This is a genomic window from Cryobacterium flavum, from assembly GCF_900103805.1.
GTDB classification, from domain to species: Bacteria; Actinomycetota; Actinomycetes; order Actinomycetales; family Microbacteriaceae; genus Cryobacterium; species Cryobacterium flavum.
Map to the genome: position 1 here is coordinate 347,815 of NZ_FNIB01000002.1, position 21,861 is coordinate 369,675.

Sequence of the window (21,861 nt, forward strand, 5' to 3'; positions counted from 1 at the left end):
CACCATTGTCAACACGGTGCGGTGTTTCGAAACTTATAGGACATAATCGGCAAATACTCTCAACAGAGAAGTTGGCAGTAGTCACCCGGCGCCCGCCCGGTTACCCGTCGGTCGGCACCAACATGGAGGTCCCGTGCACCCCACACATACGGCTCAGAGATACATACCCAGGATGCTCGCCATCCTGTTTGTGACGCTGCTAGCAGCCTTCACCATGGCCACATTCTCGGCAGGCAGCGCGCAGGCCGATGCGGTCGGTACGGAATACAACTTCACTATCTCCGGCAACGTGCAGTTCAACGGCAAGGCCCTCGACAAGGTGGCCATCGCCGTTGACGGCAACGGCTACCAGGCCAATACCGTGACGGACGCCGAGGGTAAGTGGGCCATCGGAGTTCCCGAAAAGGGAACCTACAAGGTAACTCTCGATGAGGGAACCCTGCCCAAGGGCGTTATCGTCGCCAAGGGTGGCAATGTCATCGACGCGGAGTTCGGACTCACCGACCGCCGCTCGGTGAACTTTTTCCTCGGTGAGGGCACCCGCAACACTGTCAGCTTCTTCGACCAGTTCGTCAACCGGTTTGTCAACGGCCTCAACTTTGGCCTACTGCTGGCCCTCGCGGCGATCGGAGTGTCGCTGATCTTCGGAACCACCGGGCTGAGCAACTTCGCCCACGCGGAGATGATCACGTTTGGCGCGTTGATGACCTTGGTCTTCTCGGTGCAGTTGGGCCTGCCGATCTGGCTCGCCATTCTGATTGCCATTCTGCTCAGCGGCGCTCTCGGGTTCGGCCTCGATGCGGTGATCTGGAAACCGTTGCGCCGCAAGGGCGTGGCGGTAATTCCGCTCATGATCGTGAGCATCGGGCTCTCCCTCGCACTGCGCTATCTCTACCAGTACTTCTTCGGCGGCAGCACCAGCCAGCTGCCGGGTGCCGGCATGGCCGACCTCAAGTTCGGCGCGATCTCACTCTCCCCGATCGACCTCGCCAGCATGAGTATCAGCATCGTCGTACTGCTGGCCGTGGCCTACTTTCTGCTGCGAACCCGCATCGGCAAGGCCACCCGCGCCGTCTCCGACAACCCCAGCTTGGCGTCGGCGAGCGGCATCGACGTCGACCATGTCATCCGCATCGTCTGGGTGGTCGGGGCCGCACTCGCCGGACTCAGCGGCGTTCTCTGGGCTTACTTCCGCCCCGGAGTCAGCTGGGACATGGGCTTCCAGATGCTGTTGCTAGTCTTTGCCGCTGTGACCCTCGGCGGTCTCGGCACGGCGTTCGGAGCCCTCGTCGGCTCCCTCATCGTCGGCCTCTTCGTTGAACTGTCAACGCTGTGGCTCCCGTCCGACCTGAAAGTGGTCGGCGCCCTTGTTGTTTTGATCTTGGTGCTGCTGTTTCGACCGCAAGGCATTTTGGGTCGCAAAGAGAGAATTGGTTAGGGGTTCACGATGGACTGGGGAGCAATCTTCAATAACGCCGCCGTCGAGCTGATCAGCCCGACCACGGCCGCCTACGCACTCGCCGCCCTCGGGCTCGCCGTGCACTTCGGCTACACCGGCCTGCTGAACTTCGGACAGGCCGGGTTCATGGCCCTCGGAGCCTACGGCTACGCCATCTCCATTTTGACCTTCGGGTTTCCCGTCTGGGGAGCCTTTCTGGTCGGCGTGGGGGCATCCGTGCTGTTTGCCTTGATTTTGGGTATTCCCACGCTTCGGCTGCGCGCCGACTACCTCGCCATCGTCACGATCGCTGCCGCCGAGATTGTGCGGCTGTTGTTCACGACGAACACTTTCGCCTCCGTCACCGGATCGGCCAACGGCCTGAGTGGGTACAAGAACGAGTTCGCGGCGCTCAACCCGCTAGCTGATGGCAGCTATGGGTCCGGGCCGTTCGAGAACAACGCCTACGACACCTGGCTGCGCATCGTGGCCTGGTCGATCGTGATTATCGCGGCCCTGCTGGTCTGGCAGATCATGCGCAGCCCCTGGGGCCGCGTCATCAAGGGCATTCGCGAAGACGAAGACGCCGTGCGTGCCCTCGGCAAGAACGTCTATGCCTACAAAATGCAGTCGCTCATTCTCGGTGGTGTGTTCGGTACCATCGCGGGAATGATCTTCGCGCTGCCGCGAGCGGTCGTACCGTCGAATTATCAGACGACTCTGACGTTCTTCATCTACGCGATTCTGCTGCTCGGCGGGGCCGCCACGGTGCTCGGCCCGATCATCGGTTCAATGATCTTCTGGGTGCTGCTGTCGTTCTTCTCGGGTTTCATGGCTCGGGCCGTCGAAGCAGGCTGGTTGCCGTTCATGACGTCCATTCAGGCCGGCCAGCTGCGCTTCGTACTGGTGGGAGTGGCGATCATGTTAATAGTCATCTTCAGACCGCAAGGTATCTTCGGCAATAAGAAGGAGTTGGCTTTTGTCCGATAACGCTGTTCCGGCCGCTCCCCTCGAGCCGCCCGTTCCCATCACAAAGCCGGTCAAAGCGACCGGCCTGCACATCGGAGAACCCGCACCCGGTTGTGCGAAGGTCGACCCGATTCTGGTCGTCGACAACGTGCGGCGCACCTTCGGGGGGCTCACCGCGGTCGACGTCGATCACGTCGAGGTTCCGCGCGGCGCGATCACAGCACTGATCGGCCCGAACGGCGCCGGTAAGACGACCCTGTTCAACCTGTTGACCGGTTTCGACAAGCCCGACGACGGAAAGTGGACCTTCAACGGTCGCTCCCTCGCTGGTGTTCCGGCGTACCGAGTGGCCCGCATGGGCCAGATTCGCACCTTCCAGTTGACCAAGGCGCTCGGTCTGCTCACCGTTATGGACAATATGCTGCTCGGTGCCAAGGGCCAGACCGGCGAGAACATGTTCCGCGCATTGATGCCGTTTCTCTGGCGCAATGAAGAGGAGCAGAACCGCGCCAAAGCACTCGATCTGCTCACCCGGTTCAAGCTTGATACCAAGAAAGACGACTACGCGGCGAGCCTCTCCGGCGGGCAGCGCAAGCTGCTCGAAATGGCCAGAGCGCTCATGAGCGATCCGACCCTGGTAATGCTCGACGAACCCATGGCCGGGGTCAACCCGGCACTGACCCAGTCGCTGCTCGACCACATTCTCAACCTCAAGGCGCAGGGCATGTCCGTTCTCTTTGTGGAGCACGACATGCACATGGTGCGCCACATCGCCGACTGGGTGATCGTAATGGCCGAGGGCAAGGTGGTCGCCGAGGGCGACCCGCACGAGGTCATGAAGAACCCGGCTGTGATCGACGCATATCTCGGTCAGCACCATGACGAAGACATTGGGGAAGACCCCGATGCCGAGATCGTGCACGTTTCAGCCGTTAAGGAGTTGCTCGATGACGAACGCTAATCCGCAAATCGTGCCGGCACCGACCGAAACCCGGGACGCCGTCGTCGAGGTCAAGAGCGTCACCGCCGGCTACGTCACCGGAGTGAATATTCTCAATGCCTGCTCCCTCACCGCTTACGACGGCGAGCTGATCGGCATTATCGGCCCGAACGGCGCAGGCAAGTCGACGCTACTCAAAGCCATTTTCGGCTTGGTGAAAGTGCGCGACGGCGAGATCCTCCTGCGCGGCAACAACATCACCAATCTCAAGGCCAACAAGCTCGTCGCCCAGGGCGTCGGCTTCGTGCCGCAGAACAACAACGTCTTTCCGACCTTGACCATTCGCGAGAACCTCGAGATGGGCATCTTTCAGAAGCCCAAGGGTCTGATCGAGCGGCTCGAGTTCGTCACCGAGATCTTCCCGGAGCTCAGTAAACGGATGTCGCAGCGCGCCGGTTCGCTGTCGGGCGGCGAACGACAGATGGTCGCCATGAGCCGCGCGCTCATGATGGGTCCACACGTGCTGCTGCTCGACGAGCCGAGCGCCGGCCTCTCCCCCGTGCGCCAGGACGAAGCCTTCCTCCGCGTGAAGGAGATCAATAAGGCCGGCGTGACCACGATCATGGTGGAGCAGAACGCTCGTCGCTGCCTGCAGATCTGCGACCGCGGCTACGTGCTCGATCAGGGTCGCGATGCCTACACCGGCACCGGACGTGAGCTTTTGAACGACCCCAAGGTGATCGGCCTGTACCTGGGTACCCTCGGGCAGGATTAGCGCTCTCACCCCCTGCACGAGCCTCCAGCGGCGTCCGAGATCACCTCGGGCGCCGCTTCTGTATGTATGCCGGCGAACGGATGCCACGGCTCGCGCTTCAGGATCGGCTCACGTGTACGCAGAAGGGCCCCGGCCGAAGCCGGGGCCCTTCAGATCGCTCAGTAGAGCGGGAGCGGTGGAGCTAGTTGATGCGCTTGTACATGTTGTCGGCACCGAACTGGTAAATGCCGATGGTCGCGCCGGTCGGGTCGCCGTTCTCATCGAACGTGATCGGACCAGAGAAGCCGTCATAGTTGACCTGCTTGCCGGCCTTCAGATCCGCAGCAGCGGACTTGAAATCGGTGGCCTTGGTGCCGTCGCCGGTGCCGCCGGAGACCTGACGCAGGTAGCTCGCGATCGAGGTACCCGAAACGTCGTTGCCCGCATAGGCGGCCAAGGCGATCAGGACGACGGCGTCATAAGACTCGGCTGCGTAGCTGTAGTCGGTCAGCGTCGGGTCGACCGTCAGCAGGCGGTCGGTGAAGTCGCCGAGCGATGCCGTGTCGAGGCCTGGCAGCGTGCCCTTGGCGCCCTCGACGAGACCGGGAGCGAAGGTTGTGCTGTAGTCGGAAAGGTTGCCGTCAACGAAGTACAACTGCTTTCCCGGGAAACCGGTGGCCACGAGGTCCGGAACGATGACCTTGGCCTGGTCGAACGTGATCAGAGCGATCGCGTCGGGGGCCGCAGCGGTGACTTCGGCGATCTGCGCGGAGAACGACGGGTCGCCCTCGTTGAACAGTGCGGTTGCGACGACCTTGCCGCCAGACTTGGTGAACGCGTCGCCAACGTACTTGGCGAGTCCGGTCCCGTAGGCGTCGTTGAGCACGATCAGGCCGAGGGTGGCGTTGCCGTCGTCAGCGATCTGGGTGCCGAGTACTTCACCCTGGAGCACGTCGGAGGGTGCGGTACGCCAATACAGACCCTGGTCGGCATAGGTCGTGAACGCGTCAGAGGTGTTGGCCGGGGAAAACTGCACAACGCCAGCACCGGTGATCTGGTCGATCACGGTCTTGGAGACGCCAGATGAGGCCGCTCCGACGATGGCTGTCACGTTCTGCGAGAGCAGGTCGGTGACCGAAGTTGTCGCGGTGTCGGTCGTCGTGTCGCCAGAGTCGCGATAAATCGCTTCAACCTTGATACCGAGACCGGCCGCGTTGACGTCCTGCACGGCGAGCTTCACTCCGGCTTCTTCGGGCGGGCCGAGGAAGGCCAGTCCACCACTCTGCGGAAGAATAGTGCCGATCTTCAGGGACAGGTCGCGCGCTCCGGAAGCGACCGGCTTGAAGTCGGATGCCGCTGTGGTTGTGGCCGCGTCGGTGGGTGTGGTCGCAGCGCCATTGCTGCAGCCGGTGAGCAAAAGGGCGCTCACGCCGATGAGGGCGACACCGGTAACGAGGGTACGAACTGAGCGGGAAGCCGAGGCCTTCGCGAAAACGCTCATGTTGCTCCTTGATTTATAAAGAGGGGTAAGACTGGTCAGCCGGTTGACTGCCGTGGTGTCAGAGTAGGCAATCAAGGGCCCAGAAACATACCCCCTGATGAGAGAACTTTGTAATGCGACCAAATCGTTACGAACGACGGCCGGTAATCCCCTGATAATCAATGATCTGTTTCTCCGTCATGGCGAAGACGCACTCTGCCCAGGAAGCGCACACGGCGCTTCCTGAAATCACCTTGGGCCAGCCAGCCTCAAGCGAGGAACCGCCGTCGTCGCCGGTGATGACGGCGGCCAGGGCGGCCGTCATCACTCCGTCGTAGGCCTCTGCACCGCCAGCGGTGGCCGTCAGCGTCGGATCGGCGGTCTTGAGTCGCGCGGTGAACTCGTCCGTGGCGGCGAGCGGAGTTCCACCATTGGCAAAGTCGATCAGGGCAACGATGGCCGCGCTGCCAATCAGTCCTTCAGCATCCGCTGGCAATGCCGTCGTCGCGTCCCACAGCACCAGATCGACGCCGCGCGTCGCGAGGTCGGCGTAGGCGGCGGCGAGGTCGCCGGCCACGTTGCGGTGGATGAGTTGCACGGGCTGGGTGGGCGTTGTCTGGTCGGCGAGAATGTCACGCACGGCGAGTTCGGTGCCGGCTACCTGAGCGGCACCGCTCGCGGCATTATCGCCGGTCATGGGAAACAGCGTGCCGATGAGAAGCGTGCCGTCGCCGGTGGGCGCCGTGCTGGCGACGAGTGTTGGGGTCATGCTCGGCTTGGCGGCCGACGCACCGGTGCAGCCGGTCAGAGCCAGGGCAAGCAGCAAGACGGCGGCGATCATGGGGCGAACGGGCATGTGGATCCTCTGGTGCTGGGCTGAGCTGGTGCTGTTTGGTCTGGGCTGGCGCGTGCTGTTGGTTCAGCGTATCGGCTGGCCGGTCCGAGCCGGGCCGGGCCGGGCCAGCTAGGCGGGTTCGAGGGTACTGCGGCGGGGAGTGCGGCCGGAGGCCACCATGTCGACCGTCAAAATGATCAGGGCAACCCAGACCAGCCCGAAACCGAGCCAGCGTTCGAGGGGCATCGCCTCGTTCAGGATGAACACGCCCACCAGAAACTGCAGCACCGGGGCCACGAACTGAATGAGCCCGAGCACGGTCAACGGCAGGCGCCGCGCGGCGGCAGCGAACAGCAGCAGTGGTACCGCGGTGATGATGCCGGCCGCGAGCAGGCCAGCTGTATGCCAGGGCGACACCGTGCCGAAGGTGAGCCCGGAAATGCCGGAGACCACGACCAGTTGGATGACGGCGACCGGTGCGAGCCAGGCGGTCTCCAAGGTGAGGCCGGTGACGGCATCGACGCTCGGGCCCACGCGCTTCTTGATCAGACCGTAGAGTCCGAAGGAGAAAGCGAGGATGAGCGAGATCCACGGCAGTGAGCCGTACCCGACGGCGAGCACGACCACGGCGAGAAAGCTGATGGTGATGGCCACCCACTGCAAGCGGCGCAGGTGTTCCCGCAGCACGAAGACGCCGAGCAGCACGGTGACGATCGGGTTGATGAAGTAGCCGAGGGCCGCTTCGACCACGTGACCGGTGGTCGCGGCAATCACGTAGGTCTGCCAGTTGATGAAGATGAAGACCCCGGCCAGGCCCATGGTCAATACCAGGCGCCGCTGCCTGAGGGCCCGCCCGAGAACCGTCCAGGTGCGGGTCACCGTGATGATCAGTACGCAGAAGACCAGGGAGAACAGCACCCGCCAGGCCACGATCTCAAAGGCACCCGACGGTGCGAGCAGCAGAAAGTAGAGCGGCAGCACACCCCAGAGGGCGTAGGAGAGGCCGCCGAAGATGAGTCCGGAGCGATGCGTGCCGGCGGCGGTACCGGTCGTCGCGACTGGGCTTACGGCATCCGACATGAGGGTCCTTGACTCGGCAGAGGTGAAGAAAGCAGAAAACTCCCGGATAGCGGGGCTATCCGGGAGTTTTCAGTCTAGAACGACCGACTGCTTGGTGTTAGCGTACGACCACGGCGAGCACGTCGCGAGCGGAGAGAACCAGAAGGTCATCGCCACCGAACTTGACCTCGGTTCCGCCGTACTTGGAGTAAATCACCTTGTCGCCGACGGCGATGTCGAGGGGGATGCGGTTGCCGTTGTCGTCAATGCGGCCGGGGCCGACTGCAACAACTTCGCCCTCCTGGGGCTTTTCCTTCGCGGTGTCAGGAATGACCAGACCTGATGCGGTGGTCTGCTCGGCATCGACCTGCTTGATGACGATGCGATCCTCGAGCGGCTTGATGGAGACCGACACGGTTGACCTCTTTCTAAGATTTGGGTTAGCAGACTCACAGCGAGAGTGCCAAGTGAAGTTTAGGGGGGTTCTGGCACTCACGCAACGTGAGTGCCAGATGGGGGTCATTTTGGTAGCGTTGCAGCATGGATCGAACCGAACTCGTTGAGCTGCTTTCCCCCGCGAGTTTGCGGCTGCTGGACTCCCTGCCGCCTTACGACACCCACGGCGACGTGCTGAAGCTCGTGAGCGATCTGCGCAAGGCCGGGCACGCGCCCGGACTCGTGTCGGCCGTGCTCAGCCAATCGCGGCTGCGGGCAAAAGCCGCCCTCAAGTTCGGTGAATTCGCCGAGCGGATGCTCTTCACAGAGGCCGGCCTGGAACAGGCCACCCGGCTGCGTGTCGCCGCCGTGCACGCGGGCCGTTTCACTGGTCTCGGCGCTGCGCTCGGCCGCACGCCGCGGGTCGCCGACCTCGGCTGCGGTATCGGCGGCGACGCCATGGCCCTCGCCGCGCTGGATCTGTCGGTCGTGGCCGTTGATGCCGACGAGGTCACGGCGACCGTAGCAAGCTTCAACCTCGCGCCGTTTCCGAACGCCTCGGCGCTGCAGGCCGATGCCGAGACGGTCGACCTCGAAGATTTCGACGCGGTCTGGCTCGATCCTGCCCGCCGCACGAGCGGGCACAGCAACACGACGCGACTGACCCGCTCCGAGGATTACTCCCCCTCGCTTGACTTCGCCTATCTGCTCGCGACGAAGCTGCCGCTCGGTATGAAGCTCGGGCCCGGCCACGACCGCGACCAGATTCCGGTCGACGCCGAAGCACAGTGGGTGTCGGTGGACGGCCAGCTGGTGGAGATGGGGCTGTGGTTCGGCGCTCTCGCCCGCCCCGGCATCCGTCGGTCAGCCCTGCTCCTGACAGCAGACGGCAGGCACGAACTGACTGCATCGGACGACAGTGCAGACGTCGATGCTAGCAGCCTCGGAAACTACCTCTACGAGCCGGACGGCGCGGTGATTCGGGCACGCCTGATTGGCGATCTGGCCCGCTCGCTGGATGCCCGCATGCTGAGTGAGGGCATCGCCTACCTGACCAACGACACGCTCACGCCGACGCCGTTCGCGAGCGTTTTTCGGGTGCTCGAAACGCTCCCCTTCGATGAGAAGAAGCTGCGGCTGGCGCTGCTGGAACGGCGTATCGGCACCCTCGAGATCAAGAAGCGTGGCGTAGACGTGGATCCGGCGACACTGCGCACCCGGCTGAAGCTCAAGGGGCCTGAAGCCGCAACGTTGATTCTGACCAGGGCGGCCGGGCATCGCGTGGCGCTGCTCGTGGAGCGCGTGCGGTAGCGGATTACAGCAGCGGCAGCACGATCTGGCTGATGTAGACGATCCAGCCGGCCGCCAGCAGAACCCCGACGAGACCGCTCACGAGGCCACTCCGCCAGAGCGTGCGCGCCCGATTCTCGGTGGTGCGCGCGATCAGCGCGAGAGTGATCGCAATGAGAGCGATCGGCAGACCAAACACCCCGACCACGCCGAGTGCGAGACCGAGAAGGCCACAGACGACGGAGGAGACCGCGAGCCGACGGCGGCCGGTGATGCGCTGCACCTCGGCCTCGGTGTAGCTGTACGGTACGAACTCGGTAGGAGCGGTGACCGTCGAGGCCCAGTCCAACTGGCTGCCGGGTGGCTCGGGAGGGCGCGTATATTGCAGCTGCGCCGAAGCCTCGTCGTGCGGATGGGGTGTAGTCATGGCTGTCCTCTGGCCGCGCATACGGTCAGCTTGTGGGGGTGGCCCCTGTCGATCGAAACGTGCGGCGTGGCCCCGAAGGGGCCACCTGCGTGGCTAGTAGTTGTAGCTCGTGCCGGTGGAGGCCGCCGCGAGTAGCAAAATGATCGTGAAAGCGGCGAAGATAGCACCGCCGAGAAGGCCGACGTAGCCGAGGATGGTTCCCCAGAGGGCGAGCCCGTGTCCCTTTTCGCCGGTCTTCTTGATCTGGCTCAGGGCGATGTGGCCGGTGATGATGCCGACCACCGAGATGAGAAGGATCGAGGTGACGAGCGAGATGATCGAGAGAACGTTGTACTTGTCCTGCGGGTTCTGCTGGCCGTAGGGGTTCTGGCCGTAGGCCGGCTGCTGGCCATACGCGGCGGGCTGCCCGTAGGCGGGAGCCTGGCCAGATCCGGAAGCGGCCGGAGCGCCGGGTGCCGGGTAGCTCGGAGCGGCCGGGTAGGCCGGCGGCAGGCTGGAGTCGGCCGGAGTCGAACCCGTCGGGTCGCTGCTCGCCGGGCCGCTGCTGGTCGGTTCGCTGCTGGTCGGATCGACGGGGGGCTGGGTGGGATCAGACATCTGCGGTCTCCTTCGTGCGGAATGTTCGGGGTCGCAGAGCCAGAATATCCCGTGTGCCCGCGCGTGGGCGAATTCTGTGGCAGATCAGACCTGAATCTGGCCGACCGGCAGGGTGGAATCGGCGCCGAATTGCAGCGTTGAGGGCTCATGCCCGGCCATGATGAGCTGCGCACCGAGGGCTGCGATCATGGCACCGTTGTCGGTGCACAGGGAGAGGGGCGGGATGCGCAGAACGATGCCGGCAGCATCCGTTCTCTGGGTGGCGACCTCGCGCAGACGCTTGTTGGCGATGACACCGCCGCCGAGCAGCAGCCGCGGTACGCCGTAGTCGGCGCAGGCGGCGAGGGCCTTGGTGAGCAGAATATCGACGACCGCCTCCCGAAAACTGGCCGCGACATCGCCGATCGGCACGGGTTCGCCAGCGTCCTGGCGCTGTTCGACGAAGCGAGCGACCGAGGTTTTCAGGCCGGAGAAGGAGAAGTCGTAACGGTGCACGGCCATGTCCTTGGGCTGGCTGAGTCCGCGTGGAAACCGAATGGCCTTCGGGTTGCCGCCGAGCGCGACCCGGTCGATCTGCGGTCCACCGGGGTAGGGCAGGGAGAGTAGGCGCGCCACCTTGTCGAAGGCCTCGCCGGCGGCATCGTCGATGGTCTCGCCGAGCAACTCGACGTCGCTGACCAGGTCGCGCACGAGCAGCAGCGAGGTGTGGCCCCCGGAGACCAGCAGGGCGATCGTCGGGTACTCGAGCGGAGCGGTGTCGCCGGTGTTGGTGTCGCCGTGCCGAAGCTCTCCCTGAAGCAGGTCGGCTCCGACGTGGCCGACCAGGTGGTTGACCGCGTAGATCGGTTTGTCGAGCGCCACGGCAAGCGCCTTGGCGGCCCCGACGCCGACCATGAGCGCGCCGGAGAGTCCGGGCCCACAGGTGACCGCGATGGCGTCCAGATCACTCAAGCGGATGCCCGCCTCGGCAACGGCCGCGTTGATGGCCGGCACGAGCTCGTCAAGGTGCGCCCTGGCCGCGATCTCGGGCACGACACCGCCGTAACGGGCATGTTCGTCCATTGAGCTCGCAATGGTGTTGGAGAGCAAGGTGGTTCCGCGCACGATGCCGATGCCGGTTTCGTCGCAGGACGTTTCAATGCCGAGCACGAGCGGATCAGCGCGGTTTATGGTCATCACGAGGTCTCCACAAGCATAGATTCCAATTCTGGAATATCGAGACGCATGACGATGGCATCTACGTTGTCCGGCTGGTAGTAGCCGCGGCGCACGCCAACCTCGATGAATCCGAGGCGTTCGTACAGGCGCTGGGCACCGGGATTATCGGCCCGCACCTCGAGAAAGATTAGCCGGGCGCCGCGCTTCCGGGCCTCATTGATGAGCGCCTGCATGAGTGTGCGGCCCAGGCCGCGTCCGCGTGCGGATTCGGCGACCGCGATGGTCTGAATGTCGCCCTCGACGGCTCCCCGCGGGGCGAGCAGGCCGGCGTAGCCCTCGACCGCGCTTGGTTCGTCGGGCGGAAACGCCACGAGGTAGAAGCAGGCGGGGTCGCCGAGGTCGCGCGCCATCATGGTCGGCGACCAGGCGTCATGGACGAAAGTGATCGTCTCGAGGTGCATGATGGCTTCAAGATCGGCCTCGTGCGCGCGGCGCAGCTGCCAGGTCATCGGCTGACTCGCTTCGGACCGTTTGAGAGGGTGACGTCGGGCGAGCGCAGGTAGAGCGGCTCATTGGCCGCGAACGGGCGTCCGTGGGCGTAGCTCAACTCAGCGACCAGACCGAGTTCACCGGCCGACACTGTGGCGGCGTCCAGGCGCGGCCACCCGGCGTGCAGCCAGCCCTCGTCGTCGAGGTCGGCCGGTTTGGCAAGGCCGGGCTGGCCGACGCGCACGGGCAGACCAACGGCATCCGCTTGGGAATAGGCGCTCCAGTAGATTTCACGGCGGCGAGCGTCGGTGACGACGACGAGCGGGCCGGAGTGGCCGCGGCGGTAGTGGCCGTAGGCGATGGCGTCGTGGCTGATCACCGGTACGAGCGGAGTGCCAGCCCCGAGGGCGAAGACGCGGGCCGAGGCGATACCGACTCGCAGGCCGGTGAACGGGCCTGGACCCATGCCGCCGACGACGCCGGAGAGGTCAGCCGGGGCGACATGCGCTTCCTGCAGGCATTCCAGAATGAACGGGCCGACGATTTCGGCGTGACGCATCGTGTCGGCTTCACCGCGTTCCGCGATGACTCCGCGGGCAAGGTCGACGACGGCGACGCTCGTGCCGGCGGAGGTGTCGATGGCAAGTAGCACCCGTTCAGCCTAGCTTTCATAGGCCAGCGCTTCGCGCGGCTGGCTTTCATAGGCCAGCGCTTCGCGCGGCTGGCTTTCATGGGGCCGCGATCAGGTCAGAAAGAGCACGACGGCGGCTGTCAGGGCAACGATCACCAGGATCGCACGCAACACCGGAGCCGAGAGCCTTCGCCCGATGCGGGCACCGAGCCAGCCACCGAAGGCGGAACCAACGCCGATCAGCAGAGCGATCACCCAGTCGACCGTGCCGCTGGAGATGAAAATAATCGCAGAGACGAGGTTGGCCATGCCGGCCAGCACATTCTTGGCACCGTTGGCCCGGTGCATGTCGGTGGACCACAGAATACCCAGCAGTGCCAACAGCACCACTCCTTGCGCTGCGCCGAAGTATCCCCCATAGACCCCCGTGCCGAGAATGCCGAGCACGAGGCCGAACGTGATCGGCCGAGTGTCGGTCGTGGTGCCTTCGGGAGACTTGCGCCGCACGTAACGGGCCACGCGGGGCTGGATCGCGGAGAGCAGCGCGGCGAGCAGCAGCAGGAACGGAACGACCGCCGAGAAGGCCTCCTCGGGCAGGACCAGCAGCAGCAACCCGCCGATCACACCGCCCACGGCCGAGAACACCGCCATCCAGGCCACGGGCCGCCACTGCGAGCGCAGTTCCCGGCGATAACCGTAAGCTCCGGCAATCGACCCGGGAACCAGACCAACCGTGTTGGATACGTTCGCCGTGATCGGAGGGATACCGAGGGCGAGCAGGGTGGGAAAGGTGATCAGGGTTCCAGCGCCGGCCACCACATTGATGATGCCCGCGGCAATTCCGGCGACCAGGATGATCGCGCCTTCAAGAAGTGTCATTTAGTGAGAGTTTCCCGTGTTCGAATTCTCGGCGGCCGCGTCGCCAACGGCGAGCACAATCTTGCCGAGGGAGGAGTTGGTGCGCATCAGAGTCTGGGCCGCGTCGGCCTCGGTCCACGGCATGATCCGGTCGATGAGCGGTCGAAGAACCGGCGAGCCAAGGTCGACATCGGCACGCAGCGCGGCGACGAGGTCGATCTTGTCCTGGGTGGAGCGGGTGCGAAAGGTGACCCCGTGCAGGGCGAGTCGCTTGTAGGCGAGCATTTCCAGGTCGAGCGTGCCCTCGCTGCCGCCGAGTCGCCCCACGCCGATGATGCGGCCGGCGATGGCGGCCGAGCGGATATTGCCGGCCAGGTAGGGTCCGCCGACGTGGTCGACAATGACGTCGGCACCGTGGCCATCGGTCAACGCCAGCACCTGCTCGGCGAAGCCGTCATCGTCGACGACGAGCACCTGGTCGGCACCGACCGATCGGATCAGCGTGGTCATGCCCTCCGAGCGGGTCGTACCGATCACGAGCCCGGCACCGAGGTATTTGGCGAGCTGAACACACTGCAACCCGACAGAGGACGCTGCGGCGTGCACCAGCACGGTCTCACCGGGCTGCAACCGACCGTGGGTGCGGAGCGCGTTGTGTTCGGTCAGGAGTCCGAGAACGGCCGCCGCCCCCTCGGCGTAACTCCACCCGTCGGGAATCGGAATCGGCAGGGCGGCATCGACCACGATGTGCTCGCTGAGTCCCCCGCCGACGATGGTCATGACGCGATCGCCGACCCGCAGTGAGGTGACGTCCGAACCGATCTCGACCACATCGCCGGCCGCGTCGAGTCCGACCACTGACGGGGGGCTGCCCGGAACCGCCGGCTCAGGGGTTCCGGAGCGTTGGGCCAGATCTGCCCGGTTCACCGACGCTGCGTGCACGAGAATGCGCACGTCTCGCGGCCCTGGTACCGGTACGGCACGTTCACGCAGCATCAGTTGCGGTCCGTCAGTCCCCGGTTCGACCAGAATCGCTTGCATCATGGACGTGTCCTTTCGTGGCCAACATCGGGCAGTCTGAGGGCCCCTGCTCGTCTCGTTCGATTATCGCCTAGGCAAGCCTTGACAAGAATTCGGCCCGGCGGTGTGGTCGACGGTTTACTGCTGCTCATTGTGCCCGAGGAAACCTTTTGCTCGATGGTGCCGTTTTTACTGTTGCTGGCCGCGGTGCTCTTGGCAGTCCAGCCTCGCGTGGCGCGTTACGGCACCGGGGTCTACGGCGGATACTTCAGCTCCGCTCAGGGCGTGGTCCTGCTTGCGCTGCTGGGCATACTCTGGTCCACCGACATGCACCGAGCCAACGGGGTGAAAAACGTTCTGGCCGGCATGGCAAACCTGGACCGCGGGGTAATCGCCGAACGGGGCGCAACCGACACCATGCGCCACACCGAAATGACGAGGGGTCAGCGACCGAGGGAGTGGTACCGGGCCAGGCGGCGCGGAAGTAGCTCATCAACGGGCACCGTGGAGAGCGCGGACAGCTCGTATTCGATGGCCGACGCCAAGCGCTGGCAGAACGCCCGTCCCTCGTCTGCGGCGTCGGGGCGCTCGTCCACGATGTGGTCGACGATCCGATTGGCGTACAGCGAGGCAACGTTCACGCCCTGCGCCTCCGACATGGCCGGCGCGAAATCAGTGTTGTGGTGCACGATGGCACTGGCCCCTTCGGGAGGAAGCGGCGACAGCCAGGAGTGCTGGGCGGCGATCGTACGATCGGCGGGCAGCAGCGCGAGCGCCCCACCGCCGGCACCCTGTCCAAGCAGCACGGACACGGTTGCCGACCGCAGGCCGATCAGCTCGTGCAAAGATCGGGCAATTTCCCCGGCCATGCCGCCCTCCTCGGCCTCCTTCGACAGCGCGGCGCCGGCGATGTCGATCACGGTGAGAAGCGGAAGCCCGAGTTCTTCCGCAAGGCGCATGCCGCGGCGGGCCTCCCGCAGCGATCCGGGGCCCATCCTGGTGTCTTGCGACGGCCGCGGCCGGATGTGCCCGAGCACGATGCAGCTCTGCTGCCCGAACCGTGCCATGGCGAGCATGAGCCCCGGGTCCTTCTCACCCTGGCCCGTGCCGTTCAACGGCAGCACGTCGTGCGCGCCGTAGGCGAGCAGCTGGCGCAGGTCCGGTCGCCGCGGGTTGCGCGAAATCAAAATGGATGACCACGCGCCGCTCGCTGCCGGCCGCACGTTCAGGGTCTCCGGTGCCGCCACCGGCGTAGAGGCCCGGTCGGTAAGGATTGTGAGGGCGCGGTGCACGATCTCCGGCAACTGCTCCGGCGGCACAACGGCGTCGATCAGCCCTTGGTTGAACAGGTTTTCGGAGACCTGCACGTTTTCCGGAAATTTCTTACCGTACAGCGCCTCATAGACCCGAGGGCCGAGAAACCCGAGCAGCGCGCCCGGCTCGGCCACCGTCACGTGCCCGAGTGAGCCCCATGAGGCCATCACCCCGCCCGTGGTGGGGTGCCGCAAGTACACCAGATACGGATGCCTCGCCTCGCGGTGCGCGCGCACGGCCGCGGTGATCTTCACCATCGACAAAAAGGCCAACGTGCCCTCCTGCATGCGGGTACCGCCGGATGCCGGTCCGGCCAAGACCGGCAACCCCTCGCGTGTGGCCCGTTCGATCGCGTTCACAATCCTGTCGGCAGCAGAAAGCCCGATCGATCCGGCGAGAAACGCGAACTCGCTCACCACGATCGCCACCCGGCGGCCGCGGATCAGCCCCTCGCCGGTGAGCACCGACTCGTCGGTGCCGCTCTTCGCTCGGGCCTTCACGAGGTCGGCCCGGTACTCCTCGTTCGGGGCGGGGTCGACCACGGGCTGATCCCAGCTCGTGAAGGAGCCGTTATCGAGCACCACGTCGATGAGCTCCGTGGCGTTCAGGTGGCGAGTTGTGAGCGCGGATTGAGAAATCACAGTGAGATACCTTCCAGTGAGCGGTTGAGCCAGGTGCGAATGTCGGTGCCGTGCTGGTCGAGCACCGGCGGAGCGGAGTGCATCGTGTTCGTTGTCTCGACCGTATCGGCGGGTCCGAAGAACCGAAGCGGTGGACCGGGGAGGCTGATCCGGCCGAGCACCTCGTGTTCAACGTCGATCAGCAGCCCCTGCGAGAGCACCTGATCCCATTGATAGACCTCATCCAGGGAACGCACCTTGCCGGCCGGGATTCCGGCGTCGGTCAGTTTCTTCAGCAAGGTCGCGGCATCGAAGTGGGCGAAGGCATCCGCTATGGCCTCCTTGAGACCCTCCCGATTGCGCACGCGCTGCGCGTTGGTGGCCCACTCGGATTGCGCAGCATCGAGCCCGAACTCGGCTGCGAAGGTGGCCCAGAGTTTCTCACTGCCGATGCTGATCTGCACACTGCCGCCGCGGCAGGGAAAGAGCCCGTAGGGAGCGATCGACGGATGGTGGTTGCCCTGGGCCTCCGGCACCTCTCCGGCCACCGTGGCGCGGGTGCCCTGGAAGGCGTGCACTCCCACCAGCGCGGCGAGCAGTGAGGTGCGCACAATCTGTCCCTGACCAGTGCGCTCGCGCTGAAGCAGCGCGGCGAGCAGTCCGAACGCGCCATACATGCCCGAGAGCAGATCGGCGATCGGCACGCCCACACGCTGCGGGTCGTCGGGGCCAGAGCCGGTGAGGGACATCAGGCCGGCCTCGCCCTGGAGAATCTGGTCGTAGCCGCTGCGGCTCGATTCGGGGCCGTCGTGGCCGAAACCGGTGATCGAGAGAATCACCAGCGCCGGGTTGAGAGCGTGCATCGCCTCGGGCGAGAATCCGAGCCGGTCGAGCACCCCTGGGCGAAAATTCTCCACTACAACGTCCGCGCGCAGCAGCAGCTCGCTGAGCACCTCCCGGCCGTCGTCACTCTTCAGATCGAGGGCGATGGATTCTTTATTGCGATTGCAGGAGAGAAAGTACGTGGATTGCGGATCGTTCGCGGGGCCCACGAAAGGCGGGCCCCAGCCGCGGGTATCGTCTCCCGTGATGGGGTTCTCCACCTTGATCACGCGCGCGCCGAGATCGGCGAGCATCATGGTGGCGTGCGGGCCGGCAAGAGCGCGGCTCAGGTCTACGACGAGATAGCCCGACAGCGGGCCCTGCATACCGGTTTCGGAGCGGATGTTGGTACTCATGTTCGGTCCTTTCTCAGTATTTCGGCAGGTGGCGGGTTACAGCCAACCGGGCAGCACGAGCACGGCCCAGGCGATGGCCGGCCCGGCCACGACGACGATTCCGCTGTAGGCGAGAATCTGCTTGTAGAAGCGGTCCTTGTCCACGTCGTCGGGGGCGTTGGCAAGCACGAGAGCGCCATTGGTCGAGAACGGCGACACGTCCACGATGGTCGACGCGACGGCGAGCGCGCAGATCACGCCGATGGCGCTGATATCCCCGGTAGCGAGGAACGGCACGGCGAGCGGAATCAGCGCGGCCAGAATGGCCGTTGACGAGGCGAAGGCCGAGACGACGGCACCGATGTAGCAGATCAAGAGTGCCGCAAGCAGGGGCATGCCGAGGTTGGCCACCGCTCCCGATACGTATTCGATGGTGCCGGCCTCCTCGAGAACACCGACGAACGTGAGCATGCCGCAGATGAGCAGCACGGTCGACCAGCTGATCTTATTGACCGCGCCCTTCTGCGCCGCGGGCGAGACGAGGGCGAGGATGACGGCGATTGTGATGGCAACGAAGCCCACGTCAACCTTGAAGCCGAGCGCGATCACGGCGAGGGCGATGAGGCCGGCCACCGTCACAAGCTGAGGGATGCGCTCTCCTCGGGTGGCCGTGGCCTCGACTCCGTCGCCCGCGGGGTCGCGGGGGCCGTAGATGCCGGAGCCGAAGCCCTTGAACGCCACATCACCGCCGGCGCGCGCACCGACACTTACGGCCATGCGCGCTTCGGCGGCTTGCTCCACGAAATGTCCGACCCGGCTCGACATAAGGTTTCGGCCACCGAGAACGATGAACAGCACGACGGCGATCAGAAAGTTGAAGATGAGGCTCGACAGAAACACCGCTGTGGGGCTCGCGTCGAGCCCGGTGGTCGAGATGAGGCTGTTCACGATCACGCCGTAAACGGCGATCGGCGAGAATCCGCCGCCCTGCGCGCCGTGGATCACCATCATGCCCATCAGCAGCGGGCTGATCTTGTACTTGCGGGCAAAGCCGAGCGCAATCGGCGCCACGATGGCCACCGCGGCCGGGGAAAGCGCACCGACGGCCGTGATCACGGCGGTGATCACGAACATCACCCAGGGGATGAGGGCCACCCGACCGCCGACGAGCCGCACTGCGCCGCGCACCAGCAGGTCGATCGTGCCGTTGCCCTGCGCAATCGCGAACAGGTACGTAACCCCGACGAGCGTGAGGAACAGTCCGCCCGGGAAGTTGGCGAGAATATCGGTGGTCTCCATGCCGAGAAAGACGGCACCGAGCAGAAAGGCACCCACGAAGGCCAGCGCACCCATGTTGACGGGCAAAAGCGTGGCGATCAGAAACATCACCGCCAGGATGATGATTGAGATAACGGGAGCGGACATCGTTGTTCCTCCATAGGTTCAGGTGAATGTGGGCTATTGGCTCACTGGACTAGCCTCCTAGACAGTAGGCGACTTTGTCAAGAGCCGTGTAACCTTGGGTCGAATACTGATGGGGAGGCAGACGTGACGAGGGATGCAATACCCCAGCCGCTCATGCGCGTCACGAAACCACGCCTGTACGAACAGCTCGTGGCCCAGCTTCTCGCCTACATCGAGTCCGCCCACCTCGGCCCCGGCGACCTGTTACCCGCCGAGCGCGACCTCGCCGAACGCCTCGGCGTTTCCCGCGCCACGCTCGCCCAGGCCCTCGTGGCTCTCGAAGTGCTCGGCGTCATCGATGTTCAACACGGCACCGGCGCCGTTCTCGTCTACCGGCCGAGCATCGCAGCGGTGATCAGTGGGCTGCGGGAGCACCGCAACCGGCTGCCCGAGATTGTCGAAGCCCGCACCACCCTCGAGGTCAAACTCGCCGAGCTCGCCGCGGAACGCCGAACGGATGCCGACCTGCTCGCGATCGAGGATGCGCTCCGGGCGATGGCAGAGGAAATCGCCGTCGGCGACCGCGGGGCGCACGGCGACGAGCTCTTCCACCAAGCCGTCACTGCGGCGGCTCACTCCCCGGTGCTCGCCCAACTCATGACGTTCATCGCAGAGATGATACTCGAAACCCGGCTCGAATCCCTCGCTCAGCCGGGCCGGCCGGAGCAGTCCCTCGCCTCACACCGCACCATCACCGAGGCGATCCGGGCGCAGGACGCCACAGCGGCGACCGCGGCGATGCTCTCGCACATCGAGCTCGTCTCCGACGTAGCCCTGCTCAAGTAGGGGGAGAACGGGCGTCCCGCCGCAGCCCGATCAGAGCGAGAGTAATCGAATAGTGGGCGCCACAGCCCAAGGTCACGGCATCGAGTCGGCCAGCCGCGCCCAGCGCTGGCCGTGACCCGTGAGGGTCAGGGTGCGCGGTTCGTCGAGGTCGTGATCAAGGTCGAGAAAGGATGCCGCCGCATCCGTTTCACACGCTGCCTCCGCGCGACCCTGCGGTCGCTCGATCTCGATGTCCAGCCAGGATTCGGTGATGCCGTCGAGCAGGCCGCGGCCCCACTCGACCACCACGATGGAGCGGGCGAAATCAATGTCGAGGTCGTCGAGTTCCATGGCACTGCCGAGGCGGTAGGCGTCGACGTGCACGAACGGCGGCCCGCCGACCAAGCTTGGATGCGTGCGGGCCAGCACGAAGGTGGGGCTGGTGACGGCTCCGCGCACCTGCAGCCCCTCGCCCAGGCCGCGGGTGAGGGTGGTTTTGCCCGCCCCGAGCGGTCCGGTGAGCACGACGAGGTCCCCGGCCTGCACGATGCCGGCGAGGATCACGCCGAAGCGATGCATCGCCGCTGCATCCGCAATCGTACGAACGAGCTCAGCCATTGAGGTGCCGCCGGATCACCCGGTGCCCGATGCGGGTGACGATCTCGTAATTGATCGTGCCCGCTGCATCGGCCCAGTCGGTGGCGCTCGGCGCACCGGTGGCCGGGTCGCCGAACAGCACGACCTCATCGCCGACGGCGACGCCGGGGTTGTCGGCGCCGAGGTTGACCACGAACTGGTCCATCGCGACCCGACCGACCAGGGGATAGTTCTCGCCGTTGATGTGCACGAGCGCCGTTCCCGACGACTGCCGGGGAATGCCGTCGGCGTAGCCGAGCGGCACGAGCACGAGGGTGGAATCCTGCGGCGCCCGCCAGAGGTAATCGTAGGAGACACCGGCGCCGGCGCTCACCCGGCGTACCAGGGCCACCCGGCCGCGCAGGGTCATCGCCGGAACCAGCCCGAGGTCGTCGCTGCTCGCATCCTCAAACGGCGACAGCCCGTACAGGGTGATGCCGAACCGCACCATGGTGAAACGGGCGGCCGGCAACCGCAGGGCCGCAGCCGACGACGCGAGGTGCACGAGCGTGGGGGTCAGGCCGGCGGCGCGGGCAGCCGCAACGCCGCGTTCAAAACAGTCCAGGGCGTTCTGGTCGTCCTCGGCCGAGGCGTTGGCGAGGTGGCTCATCACACCGTCGACGCGCAGCAGGCCGACCCGCTCTAGGGCGGCGGCGAGCGCGAAGACGGCGGCCCAGTCGTATTCGTGCACGCCGTTGCGGCTCAAGCCGGTCTCGAGTTTCAGGTGAACGGATGCGGCCCTGCCGAGTTCCGCCGCTGCATCCGCTACCTGCTGCACCTGACGCACAGACGACAAGGCCAGGGTGACGTCGTCGTCGATGGCGGCGCTGAAATCAGCGTCGGGGTCGTGCAGCCAGGCCAGAATCGGTGCGTCGATGCCCGCGTCTCGCAGGGCCAGGGCCTCGTCGATGTCGGCGACGCCGAGCCAGTCCGCCCCGCCGGCCAGGGCTGCGCGCGCCACCGGAAGGGCACCGTGCCCGTAGGCGTTGGCTTTGACCACCGCCATCGCGTGCGGGGTGCCGGCTACGGCGCGCAGGTGGGCCATGTTGTGGCGAATGGCGGCGAGGTCGATCACGGCCTCGCGAAAGCCGGTCACGCTTCACCCTCCGCGACGACGAAGGCGCAGGCCACGCCGGCGTCGTGGGTCATAGTGACGTGCACCCGGCTTATGCCGCGGCCGGTCAGCGCGTGCAGGGCAGCCCCGCTCAGCTTGAATTCGGGGTTGCCGTGCGGGTCGTTGACGATTTCCATCTCTTGCCAGGTGGCCCCCGCGCTGTCGCCGAGGGCCTTGATCAGGGCTTCCTTGGCGGCGAAGCGCGCCGCGAGGGAATGCACCGGCAGATTTCGTTCGTTTTCGGTGAACAACCGCGGCACGAGGCGCGGTGTGCGTTCGACCTGGCGGGTGAAACGCGCCAGGTCGACCACGTCAACCCCGATGCCCTTGATCACGCTGCTCGATTCAACG

The 21,861-nt window shown here is 65.3% G+C and carries 23 protein-coding genes; 6 read left to right on the top strand and 17 right to left on the bottom strand.

All coding sequences use genetic code 11. The annotated features are described in order from the left end of the window. Window positions 1-172 precede the first annotated feature (172 nt). From BLS91_RS03865 to BLS91_RS03880, 4 genes are read left to right on the top strand one after another with little or no spacing between them, the layout of a single operon-like run. Window positions 173-1,438, top strand: a complete 1,266-nt coding sequence (locus tag BLS91_RS03865; RefSeq protein WP_092339370.1) for a branched-chain amino acid ABC transporter permease — start codon at window positions 173-175, stop codon at window positions 1,436-1,438. Between the two features lie 9 nt (window positions 1,439-1,447). Beyond that, window positions 1,448-2,428: a branched-chain amino acid ABC transporter permease gene (locus tag BLS91_RS03870; RefSeq protein WP_092339372.1), complete on the top strand. Its 981-nt coding sequence runs from the start codon at window positions 1,448-1,450 to the stop codon at window positions 2,426-2,428. Window positions 2,429-2,465: 37 nt separating this feature from the next. Next, window positions 2,466-3,368: an ABC transporter ATP-binding protein gene (locus BLS91_RS03875; RefSeq protein WP_198412727.1), complete on the top strand. Its 903-nt coding sequence runs from the start codon at window positions 2,466-2,468 to the stop codon at window positions 3,366-3,368. Then, a complete protein-coding gene (locus tag BLS91_RS03880) occupies window positions 3,355-4,122 on the top strand; it encodes an ABC transporter ATP-binding protein (RefSeq protein ID WP_174774958.1) in 768 nt (255 codons plus the stop codon). Before BLS91_RS03875 ends, BLS91_RS03880 begins: the two co-directional genes overlap by 14 nt. A 181-nt stretch (window positions 4,123-4,303) precedes the next feature. Here BLS91_RS03880 and BLS91_RS03885 read toward each other — a convergent pair whose 3' ends face one another. The 4 genes from BLS91_RS03885 to groES all read right to left on the bottom strand — a co-directional run bounded on the left by BLS91_RS03885 (window position 4,304) and on the right by groES (window position 7,890). After that, window positions 4,304-5,602 carry an ABC transporter substrate-binding protein gene (locus BLS91_RS03885; RefSeq protein ID WP_092339376.1) on the bottom strand — a complete coding sequence of 433 codons (1,299 nt, stop codon included), beginning with the start codon at window positions 5,600-5,602 and terminating at the stop codon, window positions 4,304-4,306. A gap of 127 nt (window positions 5,603-5,729) precedes the next feature. Then, window positions 5,730-6,437 carry an ABC transporter substrate-binding protein gene (locus BLS91_RS03890; RefSeq protein WP_134505168.1) on the bottom strand — a complete coding sequence of 236 codons (708 nt, stop codon included), beginning with the start codon at window positions 6,435-6,437 and terminating at the stop codon, window positions 5,730-5,732. Window positions 6,438-6,545: 108 nt separating this feature from the next. Beyond that, window positions 6,546-7,496, bottom strand: a complete 951-nt coding sequence (gene rarD / locus BLS91_RS03895; RefSeq protein ID WP_092339380.1) for an EamA family transporter RarD — start codon at window positions 7,494-7,496, stop codon at window positions 6,546-6,548. 97 nt (window positions 7,497-7,593) lie between these two features. After that, a complete protein-coding gene (groES, locus tag BLS91_RS03900) occupies window positions 7,594-7,890 on the bottom strand; it encodes a co-chaperone GroES (RefSeq protein ID WP_092339382.1) in 297 nt (98 codons plus the stop codon). A gap of 125 nt (window positions 7,891-8,015) precedes the next feature. Here groES and BLS91_RS03905 point away from each other — a divergent pair, with 125 nt between their 5' ends. Then, a complete protein-coding gene (locus tag BLS91_RS03905) occupies window positions 8,016-9,221 on the top strand; it encodes a class I SAM-dependent methyltransferase (RefSeq protein WP_092339384.1) in 1,206 nt (401 codons plus the stop codon). Between the two features lie 4 nt (window positions 9,222-9,225). Here the strand turns inward: BLS91_RS03905 and BLS91_RS03910 are convergent, their stop codons facing one another. The 10 genes from BLS91_RS03910 to BLS91_RS03955 form a co-directional block, all read right to left on the bottom strand. Further along, a complete protein-coding gene (locus BLS91_RS03910) occupies window positions 9,226-9,627 on the bottom strand; it encodes a hypothetical protein (protein WP_134505167.1) in 402 nt (133 codons plus the stop codon). A 93-nt stretch (window positions 9,628-9,720) separates the two neighbouring features. Beyond that, window positions 9,721-10,224, bottom strand: coding sequence for a DUF4190 domain-containing protein (locus tag BLS91_RS03915; protein ID WP_092339388.1), 504 nt, complete (start codon window positions 10,222-10,224; stop codon window positions 9,721-9,723). Window positions 10,225-10,308: 84 nt separating this feature from the next. Next, the gene (gene tsaD / locus BLS91_RS03920; RefSeq protein ID WP_092339390.1) at window positions 10,309-11,400 is read right to left on the bottom strand and encodes a tRNA (adenosine(37)-N6)-threonylcarbamoyltransferase complex transferase subunit TsaD; all 1,092 of its coding nucleotides are present in this window, start codon (window positions 11,398-11,400) and stop codon (window positions 10,309-10,311) included. Next, window positions 11,400-11,891: a ribosomal protein S18-alanine N-acetyltransferase gene (gene rimI / locus BLS91_RS03925; protein ID WP_092339392.1), complete on the bottom strand. Its 492-nt coding sequence runs from the start codon at window positions 11,889-11,891 to the stop codon at window positions 11,400-11,402. Before rimI ends, tsaD begins: the two co-directional genes overlap by 1 nt. Continuing rightward, window positions 11,888-12,523, bottom strand: a complete 636-nt coding sequence (gene tsaB, locus BLS91_RS03930; protein WP_092339394.1) for a tRNA (adenosine(37)-N6)-threonylcarbamoyltransferase complex dimerization subunit type 1 TsaB — start codon at window positions 12,521-12,523, stop codon at window positions 11,888-11,890. Before tsaB ends, rimI begins: the two co-directional genes overlap by 4 nt. 90 nt (window positions 12,524-12,613) lie before the next feature. After that, window positions 12,614-13,381, bottom strand: a complete 768-nt coding sequence (locus BLS91_RS03935; RefSeq protein WP_092339396.1) for a sulfite exporter TauE/SafE family protein — start codon at window positions 13,379-13,381, stop codon at window positions 12,614-12,616. Further along, window positions 13,382-14,404, bottom strand: a complete 1,023-nt coding sequence (locus BLS91_RS03940) for a zinc-binding dehydrogenase (RefSeq protein ID WP_198412718.1) — start codon at window positions 14,402-14,404, stop codon at window positions 13,382-13,384. Between the two features lie 419 nt (window positions 14,405-14,823). Continuing rightward, window positions 14,824-16,335 carry a carboxyl transferase domain-containing protein gene (locus tag BLS91_RS03945; RefSeq protein WP_092339398.1) on the bottom strand — a complete coding sequence of 504 codons (1,512 nt, stop codon included), beginning with the start codon at window positions 16,333-16,335 and terminating at the stop codon, window positions 14,824-14,826. After that, the gene (locus BLS91_RS03950) at window positions 16,332-17,552 is read right to left on the bottom strand and encodes a CaiB/BaiF CoA transferase family protein (RefSeq protein WP_092339400.1); all 1,221 of its coding nucleotides are present in this window, start codon (window positions 17,550-17,552) and stop codon (window positions 16,332-16,334) included. Before BLS91_RS03950 ends, BLS91_RS03945 begins: the two co-directional genes overlap by 4 nt. Window positions 17,553-17,588: 36 nt before the next feature. Continuing rightward, on the bottom strand, window positions 17,589-18,956 hold the full coding sequence (locus BLS91_RS03955) for an SLC13 family permease (RefSeq protein WP_092339402.1): 1,368 nt from the start codon (window positions 18,954-18,956) through the stop codon (window positions 17,589-17,591). A gap of 153 nt (window positions 18,957-19,109) precedes the next feature. On the opposite strand from BLS91_RS03955, the gene BLS91_RS03960 reads away from it, so the two are divergent. Then, the gene (locus BLS91_RS03960) at window positions 19,110-19,781 is read left to right on the top strand and encodes a FadR/GntR family transcriptional regulator (protein ID WP_092339404.1); all 672 of its coding nucleotides are present in this window, start codon (window positions 19,110-19,112) and stop codon (window positions 19,779-19,781) included. 72 nt (window positions 19,782-19,853) lie between these two features. Here the strand turns inward: BLS91_RS03960 and tsaE are convergent, their stop codons facing one another. Genes tsaE through BLS91_RS03975 form a run of 3 tightly spaced genes read right to left on the bottom strand, consistent with a single transcriptional unit; the run spans window position 19,854 to window position 21,845 of the window. Then, window positions 19,854-20,378, bottom strand: coding sequence for a tRNA (adenosine(37)-N6)-threonylcarbamoyltransferase complex ATPase subunit type 1 TsaE (gene tsaE, locus BLS91_RS03965; protein WP_198412717.1), 525 nt, complete (start codon window positions 20,376-20,378; stop codon window positions 19,854-19,856). After that, complete coding sequence (gene alr, locus BLS91_RS03970; protein WP_092339520.1) at window positions 20,371-21,441, bottom strand: alanine racemase; 1,071 nt, start codon at window positions 21,439-21,441, stop codon at window positions 20,371-20,373. The genes tsaE and alr overlap by 8 nt, the downstream gene beginning before the upstream one ends. A 47-nt stretch (window positions 21,442-21,488) precedes the next feature. Next, the gene (locus BLS91_RS03975; RefSeq protein WP_092339405.1) at window positions 21,489-21,845 is read right to left on the bottom strand and encodes a holo-ACP synthase; all 357 of its coding nucleotides are present in this window, start codon (window positions 21,843-21,845) and stop codon (window positions 21,489-21,491) included. Window positions 21,846-21,861 lie beyond the last annotated feature (16 nt).